Below are 20,746 nucleotides of genomic sequence, written 5' to 3'. Positions count from 1 at the left end.
CCCGTATTCCGACAAAACCGACCATAAAGCACCATCACAGGAGCTGGAGACATGAAACGACTGATCAAGCTGCTCATCGGCGTTACGCTTGCCGCGGGCGCGCAGGCTAGCTATGCCTTTCCCGACAAACCTATCCGTCTGATCGTCCCGTACCCGCCGGGCACGGGCACCGACACGCTGGCGCGCTACACCGCGCGCCAGCTGGAGGCCCGGCTGGGTCAGCCGGTGATCGCCGAGAACCGGCCGGGCGCAAGCGGCATCATCGCGACGCAGACCGTGGTGTCCGCAGCGCCCGACGGCTATACGCTGCTGCTCGCGGCCAATGCGCCGGTTGCGACCAATGTGGCGGCTTTCGCCAAGCTGCCCTACGACCCGCTGACCGATCTGGCGCCGGTGGCCGTGCTGGCCCAGGCTCCGATGGGTTTCTACGTCTACCAGGACTCGCCCTACAAATCCGTGGACGACCTGGTGCAAGCGGCAAGAAAGGACCCGAAGAAGCTGAACTACGGCGCGGGCAGCGCCACGTACCAGATCGCCACGGAGTGGTTCCTGTCACTGGCCCAGGCTGGCGCCAACGGCATTTCCTACAAGGGCGCGGGCCCCGCGCTCAATGACCTTGCAGGCAAACAGGTGGACTTCGTGATCGCGGAGTACAGCGGCGCGCAAGCCCTGGTGCAGGCGGGCAAGCTGCGGCTGCTGGCGGTGACGACGAACGAGCGGCTGGCCAGCGCGCCGGACGCGCCGACCTTGCAGGAGCTGGGGTACAAGGACTTCTTCAAGGTGGCGTGGTGGGCCATGTTCGCGCCGGCCAAGACGCCGGCCCCGGTAGTGAAGACCTTGCAGGACGCACTGCTCGCGATCTATGCCGAACCCAAGACCCGGGAGTTCCTGGCGCAGAGCAATTTCATTTCCTTCATCGGCGACGCCGAAGCGCTGGCCAGGTTCCAGAAGAAGGAGATCGAGCTCGAGATCGCCACGGCCCGGAACGCCAATATCCCCAAACAGTGATCCGCCGCTTGCGGGCGATATCCAACCAGGAACAGATATGACAGGTCCTTTGTCCGGCGTGCGCGTCGTCGACGCCAGCAATTTCGTTTTCGGGCCGATGGCGACCCAGCTGCTCGCCGACATGGGCGCGGAGGTGATCAAGGTCGAGCCGCCGCAGGGCGATCCGATGCGCATGGTCGGCCAGTCGCGCAATCCGAAGATGGGGTCGTTCTTCCTCAACCTGAATCGGGGCAAGCGCAGCGTGGTGCTGGACCTGAAGCAGCCGGGCGACGTGGCGCGCCTGGATGCGCTGCTGGCCACTGCCGACGTGTTCGTGCACAACATGCGTCCGGCCGCCGCGCGGCGGCTGGGCATCGCCTACGAGGATCTGGCGCCGCGCCATCCCGGGCTGGTCTATGCGGTGGCGCTCGGCTTCCATCAGGACGGCCGCTATGCCGAACGCCCCGCCTACGACGACGTGATCCAGGGCATGAGCGGGGTGTCGGGCCTGCATGCGCGCATGTATGGCGAGCCCGGTTTCGTGCCCATGCTGTTCACCGACAAGCTCTGCGGCGTGTACCTGGCCGGCGCGATCGCATCGGCGCTGGTTGCCCGCGCCGCCAGCGGGCAGGGGCAGCAGGTGGAGGTGCCCATGTTCGAAACCATGGCGTCCTTCAATCTGGTCGAGCACCTGGCCGACGGCATTTTCGGCGGCCCGCAGGCGGAGGCGCCGCCGCCCGGCTACGAACGGGTCTTCAGCCGCTATCACCGGCCGCTCAGGACTCGGGAGGGCTATGTGTGCCTGGTCGCCAACACGGACGCTCAATGGCAGCGCCTGTTTTCCCTGCTGGGACGGCCCGAACTGGCCGCGGATCCGCGCTTCGCCACGATGGGAGACCGTATCCGCAACGCGGAACCGCTTTACGAGGCGGTCAGCGAGAGCCTCCTCGGGCGGGGCGCGGCCGAATGGCTGGCGCTGTTCCTGCAGCACGATATCCCCGCCGGGCCCGCCAATGGCCTGGACGAGCTGCTGAACGACCCGCACCTGGCCGACGTGCGGTTTTTCGAAACCGTGCAGCACCCGACCGAGGGCGAATTGCGCTGCGCGCCCACGCCCTTCCGCTTTTCGGCCAGCGCGCGGGCCGCGGCGGGCGGCGCGCCAGGACTGGGCGAGCACAACGCGGAGATCCTGGGGTAGGGGAGCGGCGCCTACATGCGCACGGACGCGATGCCCGCGACCCACACCCAGCGCCCGCCCCGCAGCTCGAAGTCGTAGGTCATGGCGTCGGACGGCATATGCAGGAACGGCGCGAACCAGACGCGCACGCGGCTGGGCGCCTGGACGTCCCATAGCGAAACGCCGCCGATGGGGCTGTCGGGAGACAGGCCCAGCATGGAAATATAGGCTTCATCCCGGGGGCTTTCGCCTTCCGGCTCGACCGGCCATTCGCCCAGCTGCTGGCTGCCCGAGTAGAAGACCAGCCCCGTGGCGAACGGATCGGCGGCCTCGCCGCCGAAGCGGGCGATGTTGAGCTGGCCCATGCCGTCGTCGGATCGGGCGCACAGGATGCGCTCGAACAGCGCAAGCAGGCTTTCTTCCTGCGCAATGCCGAGACGGCCGCGCATCAGCGCGGACACCGGGGCCTGGCCCTCGACGCAGTGGCGTGTTTCCAGCAGCAGGCCGCGTTCGGTGCGCTGGACCGAATCGTCGGGCTTGGCGCCGGTCAGCATGCCGCCGATGTCCCGCAGCACGGATTGCTGCCCGGACGCGTGCGCGAGGGTCGAGGGGCCGGCCGTCAGGCCGGCAATGATAAGGGCCCCGCAAAGGGCCGACGTGAGGGTGATGCGCATTGCTGTTTTCTGTTGATTTACCGATAGGGGGAGGCGTCAGGACGCCTTCAGGCGGGAAGGCACTTCGTCCGTGTCGCTGCAGACGGCCAGGACTTCCGCCGGTTTCTTGCTGAGCGACAGGTAGACGTGTCCGATGCTGCTGTCGAAATAGGCGGTCTCGAGCTTGCCCAGCACGACGCTGTCGCCGTTCTCGAACTGGATGCGGACCTTGCCGGACAGCACCACGGCGAATTCCTGGCCCGGGTGCCGGATGTAGTCCTCGAATTCCACCACTTCGCGCGCATCGATCAGGGCGAACATGGGCGTCATCTTCTTGCCGGGATATTCGCCCATCAGCAAGCGGTAGTGATAGTTTTCCGTGACGTAGTCGCGGGCGTCGCCGAGCTTGTTCTTGACGAAGGTGGGGGCGACGGCGGCCTGGGGGGCGTCGCCGAGCATGAACATGCGGGTCATGTCGATGTCCAGCGCCCGGGCCAGCGCGGCGAACTTTTCGTAGCTGAGGGCGATCTGCCCCAGCTCGGCCTTCGAGAGCGTAGACACCGCGATGCCGCTGGCGCGGGATACCGCCTGCAAGGTCAGTTTCCTTGCCTTGCGCTCTGCCCGCAGGCGAGCGCCCATTTCTTCCTTGCCCACGATCTCGGGCGGGGATGTATTGCCGGATAGGGCCATGTAGCTGTCTGGCATCAAGGGTTGAGGGCTGGGGCAGGGCCCGCAAGCCCCGCCGCGTGTATGCCGGATTGTAAGGGGTGGGCGGGTTCAGGCGGGAGGCAGGGCTCCGGTGCGTTCGACGATCATTCCGTAGTGCTCCGGACGCCGGTGGGCGGCGAAATTGAAGATGTTGGCCCGGTAGTGCTCCGACACCGACAGGTCGCAGACGAAATTGATGACCTCGTCGTCTTCGGAGAACGCTCGCACCATGATCTCTCCCGTGGGCGCGACGATGCAGGAGCCCCCGATCATCGGGTTGCCTTCCTCGACCCCGGCCTTCGCAGCGGCGGCGACCCAGCAGGCGTTCTGGTAGGCGCCCGCCTGCAGGGACAGCAGGTGGTGGTGCATGCGCAGGTGGATCGGCTCGTTCCATTGCACATAGCCGGAAGGGGTGTTGTAGCCGGCCATGACCACCTCCACGCCCTGCAGGCCCATGACGCGGAAAGTCTCGGGCCAGCGCCGGTCGTTGCAGATGCACATGCCGATGGCGGCGTCGGGCGTCCGCCAGACGGGAAAGCCCCGGTCGCCGACGGCGAAGTACTTTTTCTCCAGGTGCTGCAGCGCGGCGCCGTCGCGCGCCTGGGCGTCGCCGGGGATATGGATCTTGCGGTACTTGCCGACGATGCCGCCGTCGCGTCCCACCAGGATGCTGGTGTTGTATTGCCTGCCGTCGGCCAGTTCGGCATAGCCCAGATAGAAGCCGATGCCTTTTTCGCGCGCGGCGTCGAACAGCGGGCAGGTCAGCGGGCCGGGCATTTCGGTTTCGAAGAACGCCTGCACTTCCGCGGGGTCGTCCAGCGACCAGCGCGGAAAGAAGGTGGTCAGCGCCAGTTCCGGAAAGACGACCCAGGCGGCGCCGCGGCTGTGGGCGTCCTCGAGCAGGCCGAGCAGCCGGCGCACGACCTGGGCCCGGGTATCGCCGCGCTGGACGGGGCCCATTTGCGCGACGGCCAGGTGGAGCTTGCGCGCGCTCATGCCGCGCTCCGGTTCAGCACCCGGCCGGCATGCTCGCCGGTGAAAGCCTGGTCCCGCCAGACCGGCGCGCCGTTGACGTAGACGGAATGGATGCCGGCGGCCCGTTCAGTGGGGCGTTCGAACGTGGCGGAATCCGCCACGGTGTCCGGGTCGAAGACCACCAGGTCCGCGAAGTAGCCGGGCTGTACCTGGCCCCGTTCGGCCAGGCCGAACTTGGCGGCGGTCAGGCCGGTCATCTTCCAGACGGCGGTTTCCAGCGGGAAGAGGCCCAGGTCCCGGGAGTAATGCCCCAGCACGCGCGGGAACGTGCCCCAAAGCCGCGGATGGGGACGCTCATCGTGGGGCAGGCCGTCCGAGCCGATCATGGTGGGGCCGAACGCCAGGATGCGCTGGACGTCGGGCTCGTCCATCATGAAGTAGATGGCGCCGGCGGGCTGCAATTCCTGCACCACGTCGTACTTGGACTTGCCCCGTTCGGCGGCGACCTCGTCCAGGTCGCGTCCGCTCAATTCGGGGAAGGGCTTGCACCAGGTAATGAGGGTGCGTCCGGCCAGCAGGACCCGGTCCTGCTTGAGCATGGTGGAGCCCGCCACGTAGGGGTAGGCATCCAGAGAGACGTCTTGCGCCGCCATGGCGGCCTCGATCAGGCGCAGCGTTTCCTTGGAGCGTCCGAAGTTCGGCTTGCCCATGACCTTGTGGTGCGAGATGACGACGGGCACGCCCAGCTCACGGCCGATGCGGAAGGTTTCCTCCAGGGCCGGCACGATGTGCTCGCCTTCGTCGCGCATGTGCGTGGCGTAGATGCCGCCATGCGTGCCGAGCGGGCGGCACACCTCGATGATTTCCTCGGTGCTGGCGCTGGCGGCCGGAGGATAGAACGTGCCAGTGGAGATGCCGATGGCGCCGCTGGCCAGCGCGTCGTCCGCCAGCGCCTGCATGGCCTGGACTTCGGCGGGCGTGGCTTCGCGCTTCAGGTCGGGCATGACCGCGGCGCGTAGCGTGGAGTGGCCGACCATGCAAGCCGCGTTGACCGCGGCGGGCGCGGCGCGCAGAGCGTCCAGATAGTCCGAGAAGCGCTCGAAGCGGTAGGAGCCGCCTTCGTCCAGCAGGTCCAGCGGCGCGGGCGGGCTGGCATGCGCCAGCGGCGCCAGGCTGATGCCGCAATTGCCGGTGACGACCGTCGTGACGCCTTGCGAGATCTTGGGCGTCATGTCGCGGTGCTTGAGCAGGTAGTTGTCGTCGTGCGTGTGCGAGTCGATGAATCCTGGGGCCACCACCTTGCCGGCGACGTCGATGCGCCGGCCTGCGGCGCTGCCGCTCAGGTCGCCCACCGCGGCGATCCGGTCTGCGCGCACGCCGACGTCGGCGCGGCGGCCAGGGGCGTTGGTGCCGTCGATGACGGTGCCGCCGGCGAGGATGTAGTCGAACGGGGTGGCGTCGGGCTGGGTCATGCGTATCTCCGGCTAGGCAAAGTGGCAGGCAACCTGCTGTTCAGGGGCGATGTGACGGGGCTGCGGGGCTTCTTCGGCGCAGCGCGGCTGGGCCATCGGGCAGCGGGTGCGGAACGCGCAGCCCGAGGGCGGCGACAAGGGGCTGGGGATTTCGCCTTTCAGCACCTCGACCGGCGTGCGTTCTCCCTGGCGCGCGGACGGCACCGCCGCCAGCAAGGCGCGGGTATAGGGGTGGGCGGGGCGCCCGAATATCGCATCGCGCGTGCCGGTCTCCACGATCCGGCCCAGGTACATCACGGCGACCCGGTGGCTGATGTGGCGCACGACGCTCAGGTCGTGCGAAATGAACACATAGGTCAGGCCCATATCGCGCTGCAGGTCCATCAGCAGGTTGATGACCTGGGCCTGGACCGAGACGTCCAGCGCCGATACCGGTTCGTCGCAGACGATCAGCCCCGGGTCCAGCGCGAGCGCGCGCGCGATCACGATGCGCTGGCGCTGCCCGCCGGAGAATTCGTGGGGATAGCGGTCGGCGGCGTCGGGCCGCAGGCTGACGCGGGCCAGCAACTGCGCGACGCGTTCGCGGATCGCGGCGCGGCCGTGGCCGAAGTTGCGCAGCGGCTCGCCGATGATGTCGCGCACCCGCATGCGCGGATTCATGGAGGAAAACGGGTCCTGGAAGATGAACTGCATCCGCTGGCGCATGGCGCGCAGCTGGCGTCCGTTCATCCCCGCCAGGTCGTGCCCTTCAAGGAGGATGCGGCCCTCGGTGGGCTCGGCAAGCCGGATCAGGCACTTGCCGGTGGTGGATTTGCCGCAGCCGGATTCGCCGACCAGGCTCAGCGTCTGGCCGCGCGGGACCGACAAGGACACGCCGTCGACGGCGCGCAGCACTTTCGCGCCGCCGGCGCCGTCCACCGGGAAGTGCTTCTTGAGGCCGATGACCTCCAGCATGGGTATCGCGCCGGGGGCGGGCGCGGACACGGCGGGAGCAAGGGGAATGTCGTGCAGGTTCATGGCGGGCCTCAGGCAATCGTGGCGTTGGTCGCGGGCGCCGTCTCCGCCTCGCGGGCCCAGCACCAGGCCCGGTGCCGGCTGCCGGCGTCGACGGCGGGCGGGGCGGCCTCGCTGCAGCGCGGCAGGGCTTGGGAGCAGCGCGCCGCGAAGGCGCAGCCGCGCGAGGCAGGCGTCATCACCGGGACGATGCCGGGCAGCTCGGCCAGCCGCGCGTCGTGGCCCTGGCCATCGACGAAGTCGGGCAGGGAGCGGATCAACGCCTGGGTATACGGGTGCTGCGGACGGTCCAGGACGTCGTCCACGCTGCCTTCCTCCACCTTGCGGCCGGCATACATGACGATGACGCGCTGGCACATCTGCGCGACCACGCCCAGGTCATGCGTGATCAGCACGATGGCGGTGCCGAGCCTGGCCTGGATGTCGCGCAGCAGATGCAGGATCTGCGCCTGGATGGTGACGTCCAGCGCGGTGGTGGGCTCGTCGGCGATCAGGACCTTGGGCTGGCAGGCCAGCGCCATGGCGATCATGGCGCGTTGGCGCATGCCGCCCGACAGCTGGTAGGGGTACTCGCGCACGCGGCGCGCGGGGTCGGATATCTGCACCAGGTCCAGCAGTTTTTCGGCCTGCGCCATGGCTTCGCGCCGCGACATGCCCTGATGCAGCATGAGCGATTCGCTGATCTGCCTGCCCACGGTGAAAACGGGGTTCAGGGAGGTCATCGGTTCCTGGAAGATCATCGAGATCCGGTTGCCCCGGATCTCGCGCATGGCTTTCTCGGGCAAGGCGAGCAGGTCGCGCCCGTCGAACTCGATCCGGCCGCCCGCGACGCGGCCCGGCGCGCGCAACAGGCGCATGATGGACAGCGACGTGACGCTCTTGCCGCAGCCGGACTCGCCGACCAGGCCCAGGGTTTCGCCGGGCAGGAGGTCGAAGGAGAGGCCATCCACGGCGACCACGGTGGCCTCGTCGCCGTCGAAGCAGGTCGTGAGTTCGTGCACGCGCAAGACAGGTTGGGTTTGCATGTGCGCTCCTACAGCTTTTTGGCCAGGCGGGGGTCGAGCATGTCGCGCAGGCCGTCGCCCACGAGATTGACGGCCAGGACGGCCACGCCCAGGAACAGGCCCGGATACAGGATGATGTGGAAGGCCACGGCCACGAAGTTGCGGCCTTCGGCCATGATGTTGCCCCAGCTGGGGGTCTGAGGCGGGATGCCCACGCCCAGGAAGCTCAGCACGGCCTCGGTCAGGATGGCCGAGGCGGCGATGAAGGTGGCCTGCACCATCAGCGGCGCGAACAGGTTGGGCAGGATGTGGCGCAGCAGTATCGCGGGCACGCGGGTGCCGGAGGAGACGGCCGCTTCGATGTAGGGCTGCTCGCGGATCGTCAGGACCAGCGCGCGCACCAGCCGGACGACGCGCGGCACCTCCGGAATGACGATGGCGATGATCACGGTGCCCAGGCCGCCTTTCAGCGTGGCCATCAGCGCGATCGCCAGCAGCACGCCGGGGATGGCCATCAGGCCGTCCATGATGCGCATGATGAACGCGTCCAGGCGGCGGAAGTAGCCGGCCGCCATGCCCAGGGCGACGCCGCCCACGGTGGACACCACCGCCACCACGATGCCGACCACCAGCGAGATGCGGGCGCCCCAGACGGTGCGTGAGTACACGTCGCGGCCGAGCGCGTCGGTGCCGAAGAAATGCTCTGACGAGGGCGGCTTCATGCGCGCCATCGGGTTGATGTCCTGCGGATCGACCGTGGCGATCCAGGGCGCGGCCAACGCAATCGCGGCCAGGACCAGCAAGATGGCGCCGCCCACATACAGCATCGGATGGCGGCGCAGGGACTTGAGGGCCCGGCGGTAGCGCGGGCGGCGGACGGACAGCGGCAGGGTAGCGGTAGTCATGCGTGTCCCCGTTCAGTAGCGGATGCGAGGATCGAAGAGCCGGTAGCTCAGGTCGACCAGCAGGTTGATCAGTACGTATATGCCCGAGGCCACCAGCAGCACGCCCTGGATGACGGGGTAGTCGTGGCGCAGCACGGCGTCGATCGTCAGGCGGCCCAGGCCCGGAATGGCGAACACCGTTTCGGTGACGACCACGCCTCCGATCAGCAGGGCGACGCCCACGCCGATGGTGGTGACGATGGGGTTGGCGGCGTTCTTCAGCGCATGCCATACGATGGGGCCGGCCGACAGGCCCTTGGCGCGGGCGGTGCGGATGTAGTCCTCGGACAGGGCCTCCAGCATGGTGGCGCGCGTCATGCGCGTCAGCAGCGCCATATAGACCAGGCCCAGCGACAGGCAGGGCAGCACCAGGTGGCGCAGATAGGGCGCCACGCCCGCGGCCAGCGGTTTGTAGCCCTGCACGGGCAGCCAGCCCAGCTTGATGGAGAAACCGTAGACCAGGCTGTAGCCGATCAGGAACACGGGCACCGAGAAGGCGCATACCGCTCCGATCATGACCAGCCTGTCGAGCCAGCGGCCCGCGTTCCACGCCGCCAGCACTCCCAGCGGCACCGCCGCGATCACGGCGAACAGCATGGTGAAAATGGCGATGGACAGCGTGGGGCCCATGCGTTGGCCGATCAGCTCGGATACCGGCATCTGGGTGGAGATGGAGGTGCCCAGATCGCCGGTGGCGATGTGGGCCACCCAGATGCCGAACTGCTGCAGCAGCGGCTTGTCCAGGCCCAGGTTCTGGCGGATCTTCTCCACGTCGTCGGCGGTGGCGTTGTCGCCAGCGATCACCGCGGCGGGGTCGCCCGGCGACAGATGGATCAGCAGGAACACCACGACCGCGACGACGGCCATGACTGGAATGACGGCCGCGATGCGGCGCAGGATGTATTTCACGCTGGTTTCCCCCAGGCTTGCGGCCGGGCGCGCGAGGCGCCCGGCGTCCGCCTTACGGTTTTTCGATGTTCCACATCACCGGGATGCCGGTCTTCAGCAGCTCGGTGTGTTTCAGGCCGCGCACCGCGGATACCGGCTTGAACTCGCCGAACATGACGTACGGCACGGTCTGGTAGGCGCGCTCCTGCATCTGGGTGGCGATGTCCTTGCGCTTAGCCGGGTCGGTTTCGCGTATCCAGCTGGTGCGCAGCTTGTCCAGCTCTTTGTCGCAAGGCCAGCCGGGCAGGCTATTGCCGCAGGCGGCGGACAGCCAGGGGTTGGTCACCGGCGTGCTCGCGTCGAAGTAGCCGCCCCAGGTGAGGAATACGCTCCAGCCGCCTTTTTCGGGCGCGTCCTTCTTCAGCCGGCGCGCGGCCAGCGAGGCCCAGTCCATGGATTGCAGGTCGACATTGAGGCCGGCCTTCTTCATGTTCTGCGTCAGCACCATCACGGCCGGGGCGCTCAGGTGGTCGGTCGGGTACAGGACCACGACCTTCTCGCCCTTGTAGCCGGCCTCCTGCAACAGCTGCTTGGCGCGCGCGGGATCGGCCTTGGCGTAGGGGGCCGCGCCGGCGTCGGTGGCCAGCGGCGAGCCGCAGACATAGAGGGTAGGACAATAGTCCACACGGTATTTCTCCGGATACCCCATGGCCGACAGCATTTCCTTCTGGTTGACCAGGTGGTACAGCGCCTGCCGGGCGAGCTGGTTGTCGAATGGAGGATGCAGCGAGTTGACGATGACCATGCCCTGGGAAGCCACCGAGGTGCCCAGGGTGATGTCCGGGTTGGTTTCCAGGACGGGAAGGAAGTCGGGCGTGGTCTGCTCGATCATGTCGACCTCGCCGTTCATCAGCGCCGCCGTGGCCGTGTTCCCGTCGGGGATGTAGACCCACTCCACGCGGTCCACCTTGACGTTCTTGCCGCCCGCCAGGCCGTCCGCCGGTTCGGCGCGGGGCACATAGGCGGGATTCTTCACGTACACCACCTTGTTGCCGGGCACCCATTCGTCGCGCTTGAACAGGAACGGGCCGGAACCGACCATTTCCGTGACCTGCGTGTTCGGGTCCGTCATCGCCAGGCGCTTGGGCATGATGAAGGGCGGCATGCCCGAAGGCTTGGACAGGGCGTCCAGCACCAGGCCGAAAGGCTCTTTCAGCGTCAGCGTGAAGGTATTGTCGCCCGTGGCCGCGAGTTCGGCGCCGGCGGCCATCATGGCCTGGCCGAGCGTGTCCTTTTTCGCCCAACGCTGGATCGAGGCGACGCAGTCCTCGGCCTTCACCGGCGTGCCGTCATTGAATTTCAGGCCGGCGCGCAGGGTGAAAGTCCAGGTCTTGCCGTCTTCGGAGGTGGTCCAGGTGTCCACCATCTGGGGTTGGACCCGCCCTTTGCTGTCCTGCGAGAACAGGGTGTCGAACACCATGTAGCCGTGGTTGCGCGTGATGTAGGCCGTGTTGAACAGCGGATCCAGCGTCTTGAGGTCCGCGTGCGGCACCAGGCGCAGGGTCTTGGATTGCGCGAGCGCGCCCGAGGCGGCGCCCATGGCCAGCAGGGCGGCTGCGCCCAGCAAACTTAAACGTCTGATCATTTTTGTCCCCTTGGTCATTCCGCCGCCCGTCCCGGGCGGCAATGGATGGCGCCTTATGCCGTGAACGGCCATTTCGGCAATTTGCGTTTGGCGTAAGGCAAGGCGTTGTAGTCCTGCGTGATCGCGCCGGGCGTCTCGACGTAGATGACGTGGCGGCCGACCTGCGAGTACGAGGCGTAGAAGTGCTGCGACGATTTCACGATGATCAGTTTCATGGCATGCAAGTCCACCCCGAACTGCGTGAACAGGTCGGTGCCCATGGCCTGGGTGCGGTTGGTGGTCAGCGCGAGGGTCACTCCCTGGCTGCGCACCACCGCGACATCGCCCAGCAGCGCCGGCGTGCCTGCCAGCCCGGTCATGACGGCGTCGCGTTTGAGCGCCACGATTTCGCATTCCAGGTCCAGCGGCTGCCCTGAAACCGGGGCGACCTTGCCGCCGATGCGCAGCTTGATCTGCGCGGCTTCGCCGGCCTCGAAGCAGAGCTGCACCGCGACCGGATCCCAGAACGGGCCCGTCGCCACGTCGCGGATGCCGCGAGCCAGCACGCGCTCCAGGATGAAGGTAGCGTCGCTGGGCGCGCCGCCGCCGGCGTTGTCGGCCGAGTCGGCCAGCACCACCGGGAAGTCGTTCAGCGCCAGCGCCTGGTCCAGCGCCTCGTCGGCGCCGGGGTAGGGAGGAGCCAGCCGGTCGCGGAAACCGATGATCTCCTCGCCCAGCGAGCGCGCCAGCGCGTCGGCCTGGGCCTGGTCGCCGTCGGTGTAGACCAGCACCTTGGAGCCCATGTCCGGCGTGTCGCCCCAGGGAAATCCATGCGCGATGGAAACGGACAGCACGCCTTTCTTGCCTTCCATGGCGAGCAGGCGGTCCACGAAGCCGCGCATCGGTTCGCGGCTGGTGTGCATGATGGAAATCATCTCGCAGTCGTACACGGCGCGCTTGGGCTGGATGCGCCCTTCGGCCCGTGCCACGCAAAGGTCCACCAGGTCGTAGGCGCGGTCCAGGATGTCGGTGTGGGGGTATTCCTTGAAGCAGACCAGGAAGTCGGCGCTTTCCATCATGGCGTCCGTCATGTGGCAATGCGGGTCCAGCTCGGCGCCGATCACCGTGTCGGGGCCGACGATCTCGCGCGCCCGGCTCAGCAGGTCGCCTTCGCAGTCGTCGTAGCCGTCGGCGACCATGGCGCCGTGCAGGCCGAACAGGGCGATATCGACCTTGCCCGCGCGGCGCAGGTCTTCCAGCAGTTCGTCGCGCAGGGTTTCGTAGGCGTGGCGGGTCGTGATGCCGGCGGGCGTGGCGCCCGCCGTCATGCCTTCGATGAGCGTCCAGTCCTTGCCCTGCGCGCGCTGGCGCGCGGCCCAGAGCGGACCTGAGAACATCTGCATGCGGTCGGGGTGCTGGCCTGCGGGGTAGTAGCCGCGCGCACGATAGGCGGACAGGCCCGTCGGAATGGGGGAGAAGGTGTTCGTTTCGGTCGCGAGGGACCCGGAAAATATTTTCATGCTGCCGCTCCGCGTGAAGGTGGACGGGGCGCGGGCGTTGCCGCGCGCGCCGGGGGAATGCTGCGCCGCGCGGCGCCGGGCCGCGCGGAATACCAGCCGATCGAACCGGCCCGGGGCCGGTTCAGGCTTCGGACACGGGCCCCGGCGCCGAGGAGCCGCCGGCCGCGGCGCCGCCCAGCCAGGCCTGCACTTCGATTTCCACGTCCACGTCCATGGCGAGCTTGGCCTCGACCGTCGAACGGGAAGGAAAGTCGGACGGGAAATGGCTGCGATAGGCCTCGTTGAACTGCGCGAACAGCGCCAGGTCCGACAGCCAGACCGTTACGCGCACCACGTCCTTGAGCGTGGCGCCAGCCAGCGCCAGCGTTTCCTTGATGCGATCGAGCGCGGCGTGGGTCTGGCCGGCGATGTCGCCGCGCACGACCTGGCCGCTGGCATCCATTGGGATCTGCCCCGACAGGAACAGGAAGCCGCCCGCCTGGGTGGCGCGCGAAAACGGCAGGGGAAGGGAGCTGGGGTAGCGGGTGATGGAGTTCATGGCGTGTCCGGATGATGGAAAGGGTCAGCGCAGGCGCGCGGGACGCACGGCTTCGGCATCGACGCCGTGCGCATGCAGATGGGCGGGCACCGGCTGGCGCAGGAGCAGCGCGGCGGCGAGTTCGGAGGTCGCGGCGGCGGTCTGGATGCCATAGCCGCCCTGCGCCGCCAGCCAGAAAAAGCCCGGCACATCGTTGTCCCAGCCGACCACGAAATCCCCATCGCGCACGAACGAGCGCAGGCCGGCCCAGGTGTGCCTGGGGCGGCGGATGGTGAGCGAGGTGGCGGCTTCGATGCGGTAGATGCCGGTGGCGACGTCCAGTTCCTCGGGCACCACATCGTGCGCGGCGACCGGGTCGGCGTTGGCGGGCGAGCCCAGCAACTGGCCGGCGTCGGGCTTGAAGTAATAGCTTTCGTCGACGCCGACGACGGCGGGCCACAGGGAGAAATCCACGCCCTCCGGGCCGGAGAAGGTGAAGGCGGTGCGGCGGCACGGCTGCAGCCCCACCGGGCGCGCGCCGCACAGGGCGGCGGCCTGGTCCGCCCAGGCGCCGGCGGCGTTGACCAGCACGCGGGCGCGCAGGCGGCGTCCGTCCGCCAGGGTGAGCGTCCAGGCGTCGTCAGCGCGGGCGGCCGACACGACTTCGGCGTTGTTGTTCAGAACGGCGCCCTGCCGGGCCATGGCTCGCAGGAATCCCTGGTGCAGGGCGTGTACGTCGATGTCGCGCGCGTCCGGCTCTTCGATGGCGCCGCAGATCCGGTCGCCGCGCAGGCAGGGCACGCGAGCAACGGCCTGCGTGGCGTCGATCAGGGCGACGTTGGGCGATTGGCTGTGGAAGTCGTCGAACACTTCCTGCAGCAGGCCCTTCTGGTCAGGGGTTGCGACGTACAGCACCCCGCGCGGGCTGAGCAGGGGATGTTCGCTGAATCCTTGGGGGGGCTTTTCGTAAAAGGCGCGGCTGGCGCGCGTAAGCGCCTTGATCTGCGCGGTGCCATACGTCTCCATGAACATGGCCGCGGAGCGGCCGGTGGAGTGATAGCCCGGCTGGGCCTCGCGTTCCAACACGGCGACGGACGCCGTGGCGCTCAGGCGGTAGGCCACGGAGGCGCCGGCGATGCCCGCGCCGATCACGGCGTAATCGAATAGGGGTTCTGCTGTCATTTTGTCGGAAGCGAGAATTCTCTTATTTGATAATTCTCGAATACGATAGTTTCTGGACGGCGGACGGGTAATAGGGGAATGCCCTGATGGCGAGGAAGGAAGGCGAGAAGAAGGTGGGCGCGCGGGAAGGCGCGCCGGAATGCGGAAGGGGAGTGGCGGAGAGCGCGCCAGCCGGCGTCAGGTCAGGCGCGTGCCGTTCGGCACCTCGCCATCGGGCACGCCGAGCACGATTCCGCCTTCGGCGTCCGCGAAGCCCAGCACCAGCACTTCCGACTTCACCGGCCCGATCTGGCGCGGCGGGAAATTCACGACCGCCATGACCCGCTTGCCGGGGAGGTCCTGCAGCCCATAGTGCGCGGTGATCTGCGCGGAGCTTTTCTTGACGCCCACGCCCGCGCCGAAGTCGATCGTCAGTTTGTAGGCGGGCTTGCGCGCCTCGGGAAAGGCCTCGGCCGATTGGATCGTGCCGATGCGGATGTCCACTTTGAGGAAATCGTCGAAGGCGATGGCCGGGGCGGGAGGAGAGTCGGGGTCCTGCGTGAAATGCATGCGTGCTCCGCAATGTCGAGGATTCGCCGCATGAATGGAACGGTTTGTTCCGTCCAAAATTGCGGTTTTATGGTCCGGGCATATGCTTTGCGCAAGTGCCCGCCGGTAGAATTCATCCGTGCATTTTCCCCTATCTACCAGTCGGAAGGCTATATCGTTATGAGCAACGCTTATCTCGACGCTCTGAAGAAGCGTCGTACGCAGTATTCGCTGGGCCGCAACCTGTCGACCTCCAAGGAGGAGCTGGCATCCCTGATCCAGGAAGCGATCAAGCACAGCCCCTCGTCCTTCAATTCGCAAAGTTCGCGCGCAGTGATCCTGTTCGGCGCGGAAAGCGAAAAGCTCTGGGACATCGCCATCGAAGAAGTGCGCAAGGTCGCGCCGGCCGAAGGCTTCGAGAAGACCGAGGCCAAGCTCAAGAGCTTCGCCGCCGGCGTGGGCACCGTGCTGTTCTACGAAGACCAGGACGTGGTGCGCAGCCTGCAGGAGAAGTTCGCGCTGTACGCCGAGAACTTCCCCGTCTGGTCCGAACAGGCGGGCGGCATGGCCCAGCTGTCGGCCTGGACGGCCCTGGCCAATGCCGGCGTGGGCGCCAGCCTGCAGCACTACAACCCGCTGATCGACGCGGCCGTGGCCAGCCAGTGGAATGTGCCGGCCTACTGGAAGCTGCGCGCGCAGATGCCGTTCGGCTCCAACGAAAACGGCTTCGGCGAAAAGCCGTTCATGGACGACGCCGAGCGCTTCCGCGTGGTGGGCTGATCGGCCATCGTCTCTGAAATGCCCGCCTTCCCTCAGGAAGGCGGGCATTTTTTTGGGTGGCTCCAAGCCTCCGGAACTCTTCCTAGCGTGACAGGCAAGCCGGCGGCGTGATCTCTTCGGCGCCGTAGTTGATTCCGGGCCGCACGTCGAAGCCCGCGGCGCGGGCGGCGCATATCATCGGCGCCGTGCTCATTTCGTTGACCGCGCGGCTCAGCTGCCAATACAGGTGCCCGGAAGAACGGGGGCCATCCAGCCACCACAGGTATTCCTCGGTCGCCATCATGCGTTTGAGCGCGGCGGGATCATCCCATTGCGCGCGCGGCAGCAGGGACAGGCGGTTCAGCTCGAAAAACAGTTCGCGGTCCGCGGAAGACAGGCGCAGCGGAAATGCGGCGAGCAGCGCGGGATCGTAGGCCAGCGGCACGCTGGTGCGTTTGCCGGGGGCATCCAGCATGCCGGACAGGCTCACCCGCAGATCGGTGCCGCGCAGGTTCAACACGCCGCCCGCGCGGAAATACTCCAGCATGATGGCGCGATCATCCAGCGCCAGTTCCAGGACCTGCGGGCTCTTTTCCCCGTATTGGCGCGCGACCAGGGGGCGCGCCAGCGCCAGGTAGCGCACCGATTCGGCCAGGTCCGCGCCCCTTGCCAGGATCCGGTAGGCCGACAGCAGCACGGCGTCGTCGATGGCGCGGCCCCCTTCATGCGCCTGCGCCACCAGGGTTGCCGCGCGCCAATAGATCTGCCCCCAGGTGGGGCCGCCTTTGACTTCGCGGCGATCGCCGGTGTAGCGGGTGCCCGCCAGCAGGCCGATGGCGGCGTCCACATCGTTGCGCTCCATGGCGCGGGCTGCGGCGGAGTGCGTGCCCAGGGCGTTGAAATCGCCTGGAATGGTGGCGATGGCCTTGCCCGTCATCGCGACGAGGCCGCAGCCGCCCAGGCCGGCCAGCGGGGACAGCGCAAGCGAGGCCAGCAGCAGCCGGAGTGCGGTTGCGCGCAGGCGGGCTGCGGAGAACATGCGGGTGCGGGTGCGGGGAAAGCGGCGAAGCGCCTGGCAGGGGGAGGGACTGCGTGGGGGCAAGGAGGCTGTCACGGATTCGGATGCATGAGGGCTTCGGGAGTGGAGGTGCCCGAAGTGTACGCAAGAATTCCGTGGACCAGACGGCCCAGGCCGCGCAGGCAGAGTCCTATTTCCGCTTCCTTGTCCTGAAGCGGTCCCGGACCTGGGCAGGCATCGGGGCCGGCGCGCCCTCGGCACAGGCGTGCCCGCAGGCGGCCGGCCTGGCGGGACGTCAGAGAATGACGCCTCCGGCCGGGTCGATCTTCTGGTCGGACTTGGGCGGCGCGGCGCGCTTGGGCGGCGTCTTCTTGGCCGGCTCGGCGGGCGGCGCGGCCATCCGCGCGATCGAACCCTTGGCGACCGATTCCAGCTGGCCGTTCAGCAGGGCGCCATAGGCCACTTTGGCCTTGATCTCGCCGATCTTGATCGAAGCCACTTTTTCTTCGGTGGCGCCGAGTTTCTCGCCGGTGTCCGGGTCCACCAACTCTTCGCCGGTGGCGTAGATGTCGTAGACCTGGCCTTCCTTCACGCTGCCCATGCCGCGGTTGATGATCACCCGGCCGTTCTGCACGGCCACGACCTTGGCGGGATTCACGATTTCAATGATGTCGCCGACCATCTTGCCCTGGAACTGTTCCATGGCGGCGCTGATCTTGTTGCCGCCCGAGGCGAACGACGCCGAGTCCGACCATTTCACGGCGCGGGTCGCGGCCTCGACCAGCGTGTAGCGCACCGAGGCGCGCGTGGACTGCGAGACTTCGCGGGTGGTTTCCCCGGTCAGGTCGATGTTGTTCTCCTGGACCCGGGTGGACACGCTGGCCTGGGTCAGGTCGATGATCAGCAGGAAATCCGCGCCGGCCGCCTGGCCGAGCCTGGCGCGCTGCTGGTCGGACACGTTGTCGCTGGCCAGGAAATCGTTTTCCTTCTCGAATGCGTCGTCGTTGCTGCGGTCCAGCACGGTGAACCGGCCGCTCTTGACCAGCTTGTCGGTGACCGACTGCCGCATGTCGGCGGACAGCGCGCTGCGGCGCAGCTTGCCGGTCGTGACGATGGCGATGCTGTCGCGCTCGAGCTTGGGCGTCTTCGCCTGGTATTCGAACTTTTCGATGGTGACGGACAGTTCGACCATGCAGCCCTTGCTGCCGCCGCATTCCTGCTTGGTGACGGAATAGCCCTTCACCTTGCCTTGCGCGCGCACGTCGTTCGTGCTGCCGACGCCGGCCTCGACCGTCGTCTTGCTGGACATCTCGGCTTGCGACGAGGCGTTGGCGTTCAGGCTCTGCTCGTTGTTCGTGACCGTATCCTTGATCAGGCCGCCTTCCGTGTTCTGTTCGGTGCGCTTGGCGTTGAGTTCGGCCGAGGCCTGGCCTTCGGCATCCCGCTTCACCTGTACATAGGCCTTGGGGCTGGCGGAGCGCGTGGCGACCGCCGCGCCGTTGACCTGCTTGATGGCGTTGCCCAACGCCGACTCGACGGCCTGTTCGAAGGTATCGCCGTACCCGACCGCGGGCACCGTGACGTCCTCGGCGTTGGCCGCCTGGACGGCGCAGAACAGCACCGTGCCCAACATCCATTTCTTCATCATGAATCTGCTCTCGAAAAAAAGACCGCCTGCTGCAGGCAGGCGGTCCATTCGTCCATGGCCCTTACCAGGTCACCGTGCGGTTGTCGCCGCGCTTGATGATGGCCTCTTCGCCTTCCCAATAGGCCAGCCCGTTGTCCAGGTTGGTCAGCGTCAGCTGGAAGTAGTAGTCGACCTGCTGCATGCGGCTGTCGACGCGGTTATTGCGCTGCATGATCTTGCCCGAGAGCGAGAAGTCCGGCGCGACGACGCGGCCATCCTTCTTCACCGTGGCCTGGTTCATCATCTTCGAACCCTTCAACGCCCGCGACTTGGCGGTCATCGCGTCTTCGGGGCCGTTCAGGCCCACGGCCGTCGTGATGACGAAGCGGCCCGAGTTGAGCAGGCTCACGCGGATCTTCTTGGTCAGCTGGTCGGTGTCGATGCGCTGCGCCGTGTCGTTGGTGATGTTGGACATCGCGACCACGAAGCGTCCGCCCTGGGCGGCCTTCGGATGCACCATCAACGGCGAGTTCAGCATGTCGTTGACCATCTTGTTGGCGGCCGACTCGAAGTCCTTGTAGTCGAGGCCCATCACCGCGACCTTGTCGTTCTTCTGGTCGACGTATTGGGTCGTGGGGGCGCAGCCGGCCAGCGTAGCCGCCAGCAGCGCGGCCGAAAGAGAAAGCTTCAGGCTCATGGTTTTCCTTGTAGATCGTTATTTGGAAGCGAGGATGTCGACGCGAGGCGGCGTGGCGGCATTGATCGCACGCACGTACACGACTACCGGCCTTTTTTCCTGGGGCAAGTCGACCACGATGTCCTCGTGGCCGGGGACGCCCAGCTTCAGCTGGTTCGACTGGGGATAGGGCACGCTCATCAGCTGGAAGTTGTGCGGCAGCGTGGACCACGAGCGCAGGTCGGCCTGCGTCGAAGCGGCCTGGGCGATCGCGGCCAGCGTGCCGAGCAGCGGGCTGGAATCGTTCAATTGCTTCTGCAGCACGGTCTTGGCCGTGGCGCGCACGATTTCCTTGATGAGGATCGCGTTGAAACGGGTCTTGAATTCGCCGCGGATGATGGTGTCCATGTCGGCCAGCATCTGCGTCTGCTGGCGGCCGACGGTCAGGTACGGATAGGCGGGCGCGCCGTCTCGCATCACGGGCAGGGCGATGCCGGTGTATTTGACGTTGCCGCTCACCAGGAACAGGGGCAGGTCGATCCGCAGCTGTTCCTTGTGCGCCGCCGTGCCGTTCTCGAACACGACCCAGACCGCGGGCTTGAGCTTGCCGCCCTTGCGCTGGGCCGCGGCCATATCGATCTTGACCTGCGTGTTCTTGGTAAGCGCGTACGCCCGTTCCAGGCTCTTGCGAGCCTTATCCAGGTCGGATGGTTCTTCGCCATTGAAAAGGAAATACAGGCCGTGCAGGTAGAGCGCCGCCGGGTTCACGTACCCGGCGTAGGGCGCCCACTGGGAAAGGTCGACGCCGGCCTTGAGCAGGGCTTCGTCCGTGCTGGACATGCTGCGATTGACCAGGTCGGCGTTTTCGCCTTCTTTCACTTCATCGCGCTGCTTGGCGATTTCCGCTTCGAAATGCTCGGCGGCGCGGCGCTGGCGATCGTCGCTGCGGTTCCATTCGACGCGGGCATTGGCGTAATCGCCCTGTTGCCAGAAATTCAAGGCCTTGTAGGTATTGAGCATGACCGTGTCGTACACGGCCGGAGCGTAGGGCAGGACGTTGTCATTGGCCACGAGCGACAAGGCATGGTTGCCGGCGCTGGCGGCGATATTGCGCGTGTCGTCGTCCTTCATCAGTTCTTCGGCGCCATCCAGCATCTGGGTGGAACGCTCCGACAGGCCGCTGTGCCGCAGCAGGGCGCCCGCTTCCAGGGCCCACGGCAGATCGGTGGGCGGAGCGTCCTGGGGGCCGGCGGCCAGGACCGCGCTGCTGGTGGCGGCAGGCAGGTTCCCGGCCGCCAGATCCCGTGAAAAATCCTTACGCGCTTGGGGATTGGCGCAACCCGCCAGCACCAGAGCCAAGCCTGCAACAGCAGCCCACTTCATCGCTTCTCCGCCGAATGATACTATATGTTAATAAACGTGAATGTATTTAGCATTTTGTTCACATTTAATCACAATATTAAATCATCAGCA

Annotated in this window: 20 protein-coding genes; 3 read left to right on the top strand and 17 right to left on the bottom strand. The window is 67.0% G+C overall.

Annotation, left to right across the window (positions count from 1 at the left end):
- Positions 1-51 precede the first annotated feature (51 nt).
- A complete protein-coding gene (locus JL37_RS09480; RefSeq protein ID WP_043543573.1) occupies positions 52-1,008 on the top strand; it encodes a tripartite tricarboxylate transporter substrate binding protein in 957 nt (318 codons plus the stop codon).
- 37 nt (positions 1,009-1,045) lie between these two features.
- Positions 1,046-2,185, top strand: a complete 1,140-nt coding sequence (locus tag JL37_RS09475; RefSeq protein WP_043543572.1) for a CaiB/BaiF CoA-transferase family protein — start codon at positions 1,046-1,048, stop codon at positions 2,183-2,185.
- An 11-nt stretch (positions 2,186-2,196) separates the two neighbouring features.
- Here JL37_RS09475 and JL37_RS09470 read toward each other — a convergent pair whose 3' ends face one another.
- From JL37_RS09470 to JL37_RS09410, 13 genes are all read right to left on the bottom strand, one after another.
- Positions 2,197-2,838: a hypothetical protein gene (locus JL37_RS09470; RefSeq protein ID WP_043543570.1), complete on the bottom strand. Its 642-nt coding sequence runs from the start codon at positions 2,836-2,838 to the stop codon at positions 2,197-2,199.
- Between the two features lie 36 nt (positions 2,839-2,874).
- Positions 2,875-3,507 (bottom strand): helix-turn-helix domain-containing protein, encoded by a 633-nt coding sequence (locus tag JL37_RS09465; RefSeq protein ID WP_081955023.1) that lies wholly within the window; start codon positions 3,505-3,507, stop codon positions 2,875-2,877.
- Between the two features lie 87 nt (positions 3,508-3,594).
- The gene (locus tag JL37_RS09460) at positions 3,595-4,521 is read right to left on the bottom strand and encodes an N-carbamoyl-D-amino-acid hydrolase (RefSeq protein WP_043543568.1); all 927 of its coding nucleotides are present in this window, start codon (positions 4,519-4,521) and stop codon (positions 3,595-3,597) included.
- Positions 4,518-5,972 (bottom strand): amidohydrolase family protein, encoded by a 1,455-nt coding sequence (locus tag JL37_RS09455; RefSeq protein WP_043543567.1) that lies wholly within the window; start codon positions 5,970-5,972, stop codon positions 4,518-4,520. Before JL37_RS09455 ends, JL37_RS09460 begins: the two co-directional genes overlap by 4 nt.
- Positions 5,973-5,984: 12 nt before the next feature.
- Positions 5,985-6,989, bottom strand: coding sequence for an ABC transporter ATP-binding protein (locus JL37_RS09450; RefSeq protein ID WP_052097021.1), 1,005 nt, complete (start codon positions 6,987-6,989; stop codon positions 5,985-5,987).
- Positions 6,990-6,997: 8 nt separating this feature from the next.
- On the bottom strand, positions 6,998-8,011 hold the full coding sequence (locus tag JL37_RS09445) for an ABC transporter ATP-binding protein (protein WP_043543566.1): 1,014 nt from the start codon (positions 8,009-8,011) through the stop codon (positions 6,998-7,000).
- A gap of 8 nt (positions 8,012-8,019) precedes the next feature.
- Positions 8,020-8,895 carry an ABC transporter permease gene (locus JL37_RS09440; RefSeq protein WP_043543564.1) on the bottom strand — a complete coding sequence of 292 codons (876 nt, stop codon included), beginning with the start codon at positions 8,893-8,895 and terminating at the stop codon, positions 8,020-8,022.
- A 12-nt stretch (positions 8,896-8,907) separates the two neighbouring features.
- On the bottom strand, positions 8,908-9,843 hold the full coding sequence (locus JL37_RS09435) for an ABC transporter permease (RefSeq protein ID WP_043543563.1): 936 nt from the start codon (positions 9,841-9,843) through the stop codon (positions 8,908-8,910).
- A 52-nt stretch (positions 9,844-9,895) separates the two neighbouring features.
- Positions 9,896-11,467, bottom strand: coding sequence for an ABC transporter substrate-binding protein (locus tag JL37_RS09430; protein WP_043543562.1), 1,572 nt, complete (start codon positions 11,465-11,467; stop codon positions 9,896-9,898).
- 53 nt (positions 11,468-11,520) lie between these two features.
- Positions 11,521-12,966, bottom strand: coding sequence for a M81 family metallopeptidase (locus JL37_RS09425; protein ID WP_043543561.1), 1,446 nt, complete (start codon positions 12,964-12,966; stop codon positions 11,521-11,523).
- A gap of 121 nt (positions 12,967-13,087) precedes the next feature.
- On the bottom strand, positions 13,088-13,504 hold the full coding sequence (locus JL37_RS09420; protein ID WP_043543559.1) for a RidA family protein: 417 nt from the start codon (positions 13,502-13,504) through the stop codon (positions 13,088-13,090).
- A 24-nt stretch (positions 13,505-13,528) separates the two neighbouring features.
- Positions 13,529-14,665, bottom strand: coding sequence for an FAD-binding oxidoreductase (locus JL37_RS09415; protein ID WP_043543558.1), 1,137 nt, complete (start codon positions 14,663-14,665; stop codon positions 13,529-13,531).
- Between the two features lie 177 nt (positions 14,666-14,842).
- The gene (locus JL37_RS09410) at positions 14,843-15,214 is read right to left on the bottom strand and encodes a tRNA-binding protein (RefSeq protein ID WP_043543557.1); all 372 of its coding nucleotides are present in this window, start codon (positions 15,212-15,214) and stop codon (positions 14,843-14,845) included.
- A gap of 159 nt (positions 15,215-15,373) precedes the next feature.
- Here JL37_RS09410 and JL37_RS09405 point away from each other — a divergent pair, with 159 nt between their 5' ends.
- Positions 15,374-15,973, top strand: coding sequence for a nitroreductase family protein (locus JL37_RS09405; protein ID WP_043543863.1), 600 nt, complete (start codon positions 15,374-15,376; stop codon positions 15,971-15,973).
- 82 nt (positions 15,974-16,055) lie between these two features.
- On the opposite strand, the gene JL37_RS29690 is transcribed toward JL37_RS09405, so the two are convergent.
- From JL37_RS29690 to JL37_RS09385, 4 genes are all read right to left on the bottom strand, one after another.
- A complete protein-coding gene (locus JL37_RS29690; RefSeq protein WP_052097018.1) occupies positions 16,056-16,991 on the bottom strand; it encodes a hypothetical protein in 936 nt (311 codons plus the stop codon).
- Between the two features lie 274 nt (positions 16,992-17,265).
- Complete coding sequence (locus JL37_RS09395; RefSeq protein ID WP_197064587.1) at positions 17,266-18,618, bottom strand: CsgG/HfaB family protein; 1,353 nt, start codon at positions 18,616-18,618, stop codon at positions 17,266-17,268.
- Positions 18,619-18,679: 61 nt separating this feature from the next.
- Positions 18,680-19,294: a penicillin-binding protein activator LpoB gene (gene lpoB, locus JL37_RS09390; protein ID WP_043543554.1), complete on the bottom strand. Its 615-nt coding sequence runs from the start codon at positions 19,292-19,294 to the stop codon at positions 18,680-18,682.
- 18 nt (positions 19,295-19,312) lie between these two features.
- A complete protein-coding gene (locus JL37_RS09385; RefSeq protein ID WP_043543553.1) occupies positions 19,313-20,656 on the bottom strand; it encodes a COG3014 family protein in 1,344 nt (447 codons plus the stop codon).
- Positions 20,657-20,746 lie beyond the last annotated feature (90 nt).

Source organism: Achromobacter sp. RTa (genome assembly GCF_000757485.1).
Taxonomy (GTDB): Bacteria; Pseudomonadota; Gammaproteobacteria; order Burkholderiales; family Burkholderiaceae_B; genus Achromobacter.
The sequence above is the reverse complement of the archived record's forward strand: the minus strand, read 5'-3'. Positions and strand labels throughout refer to the sequence as shown.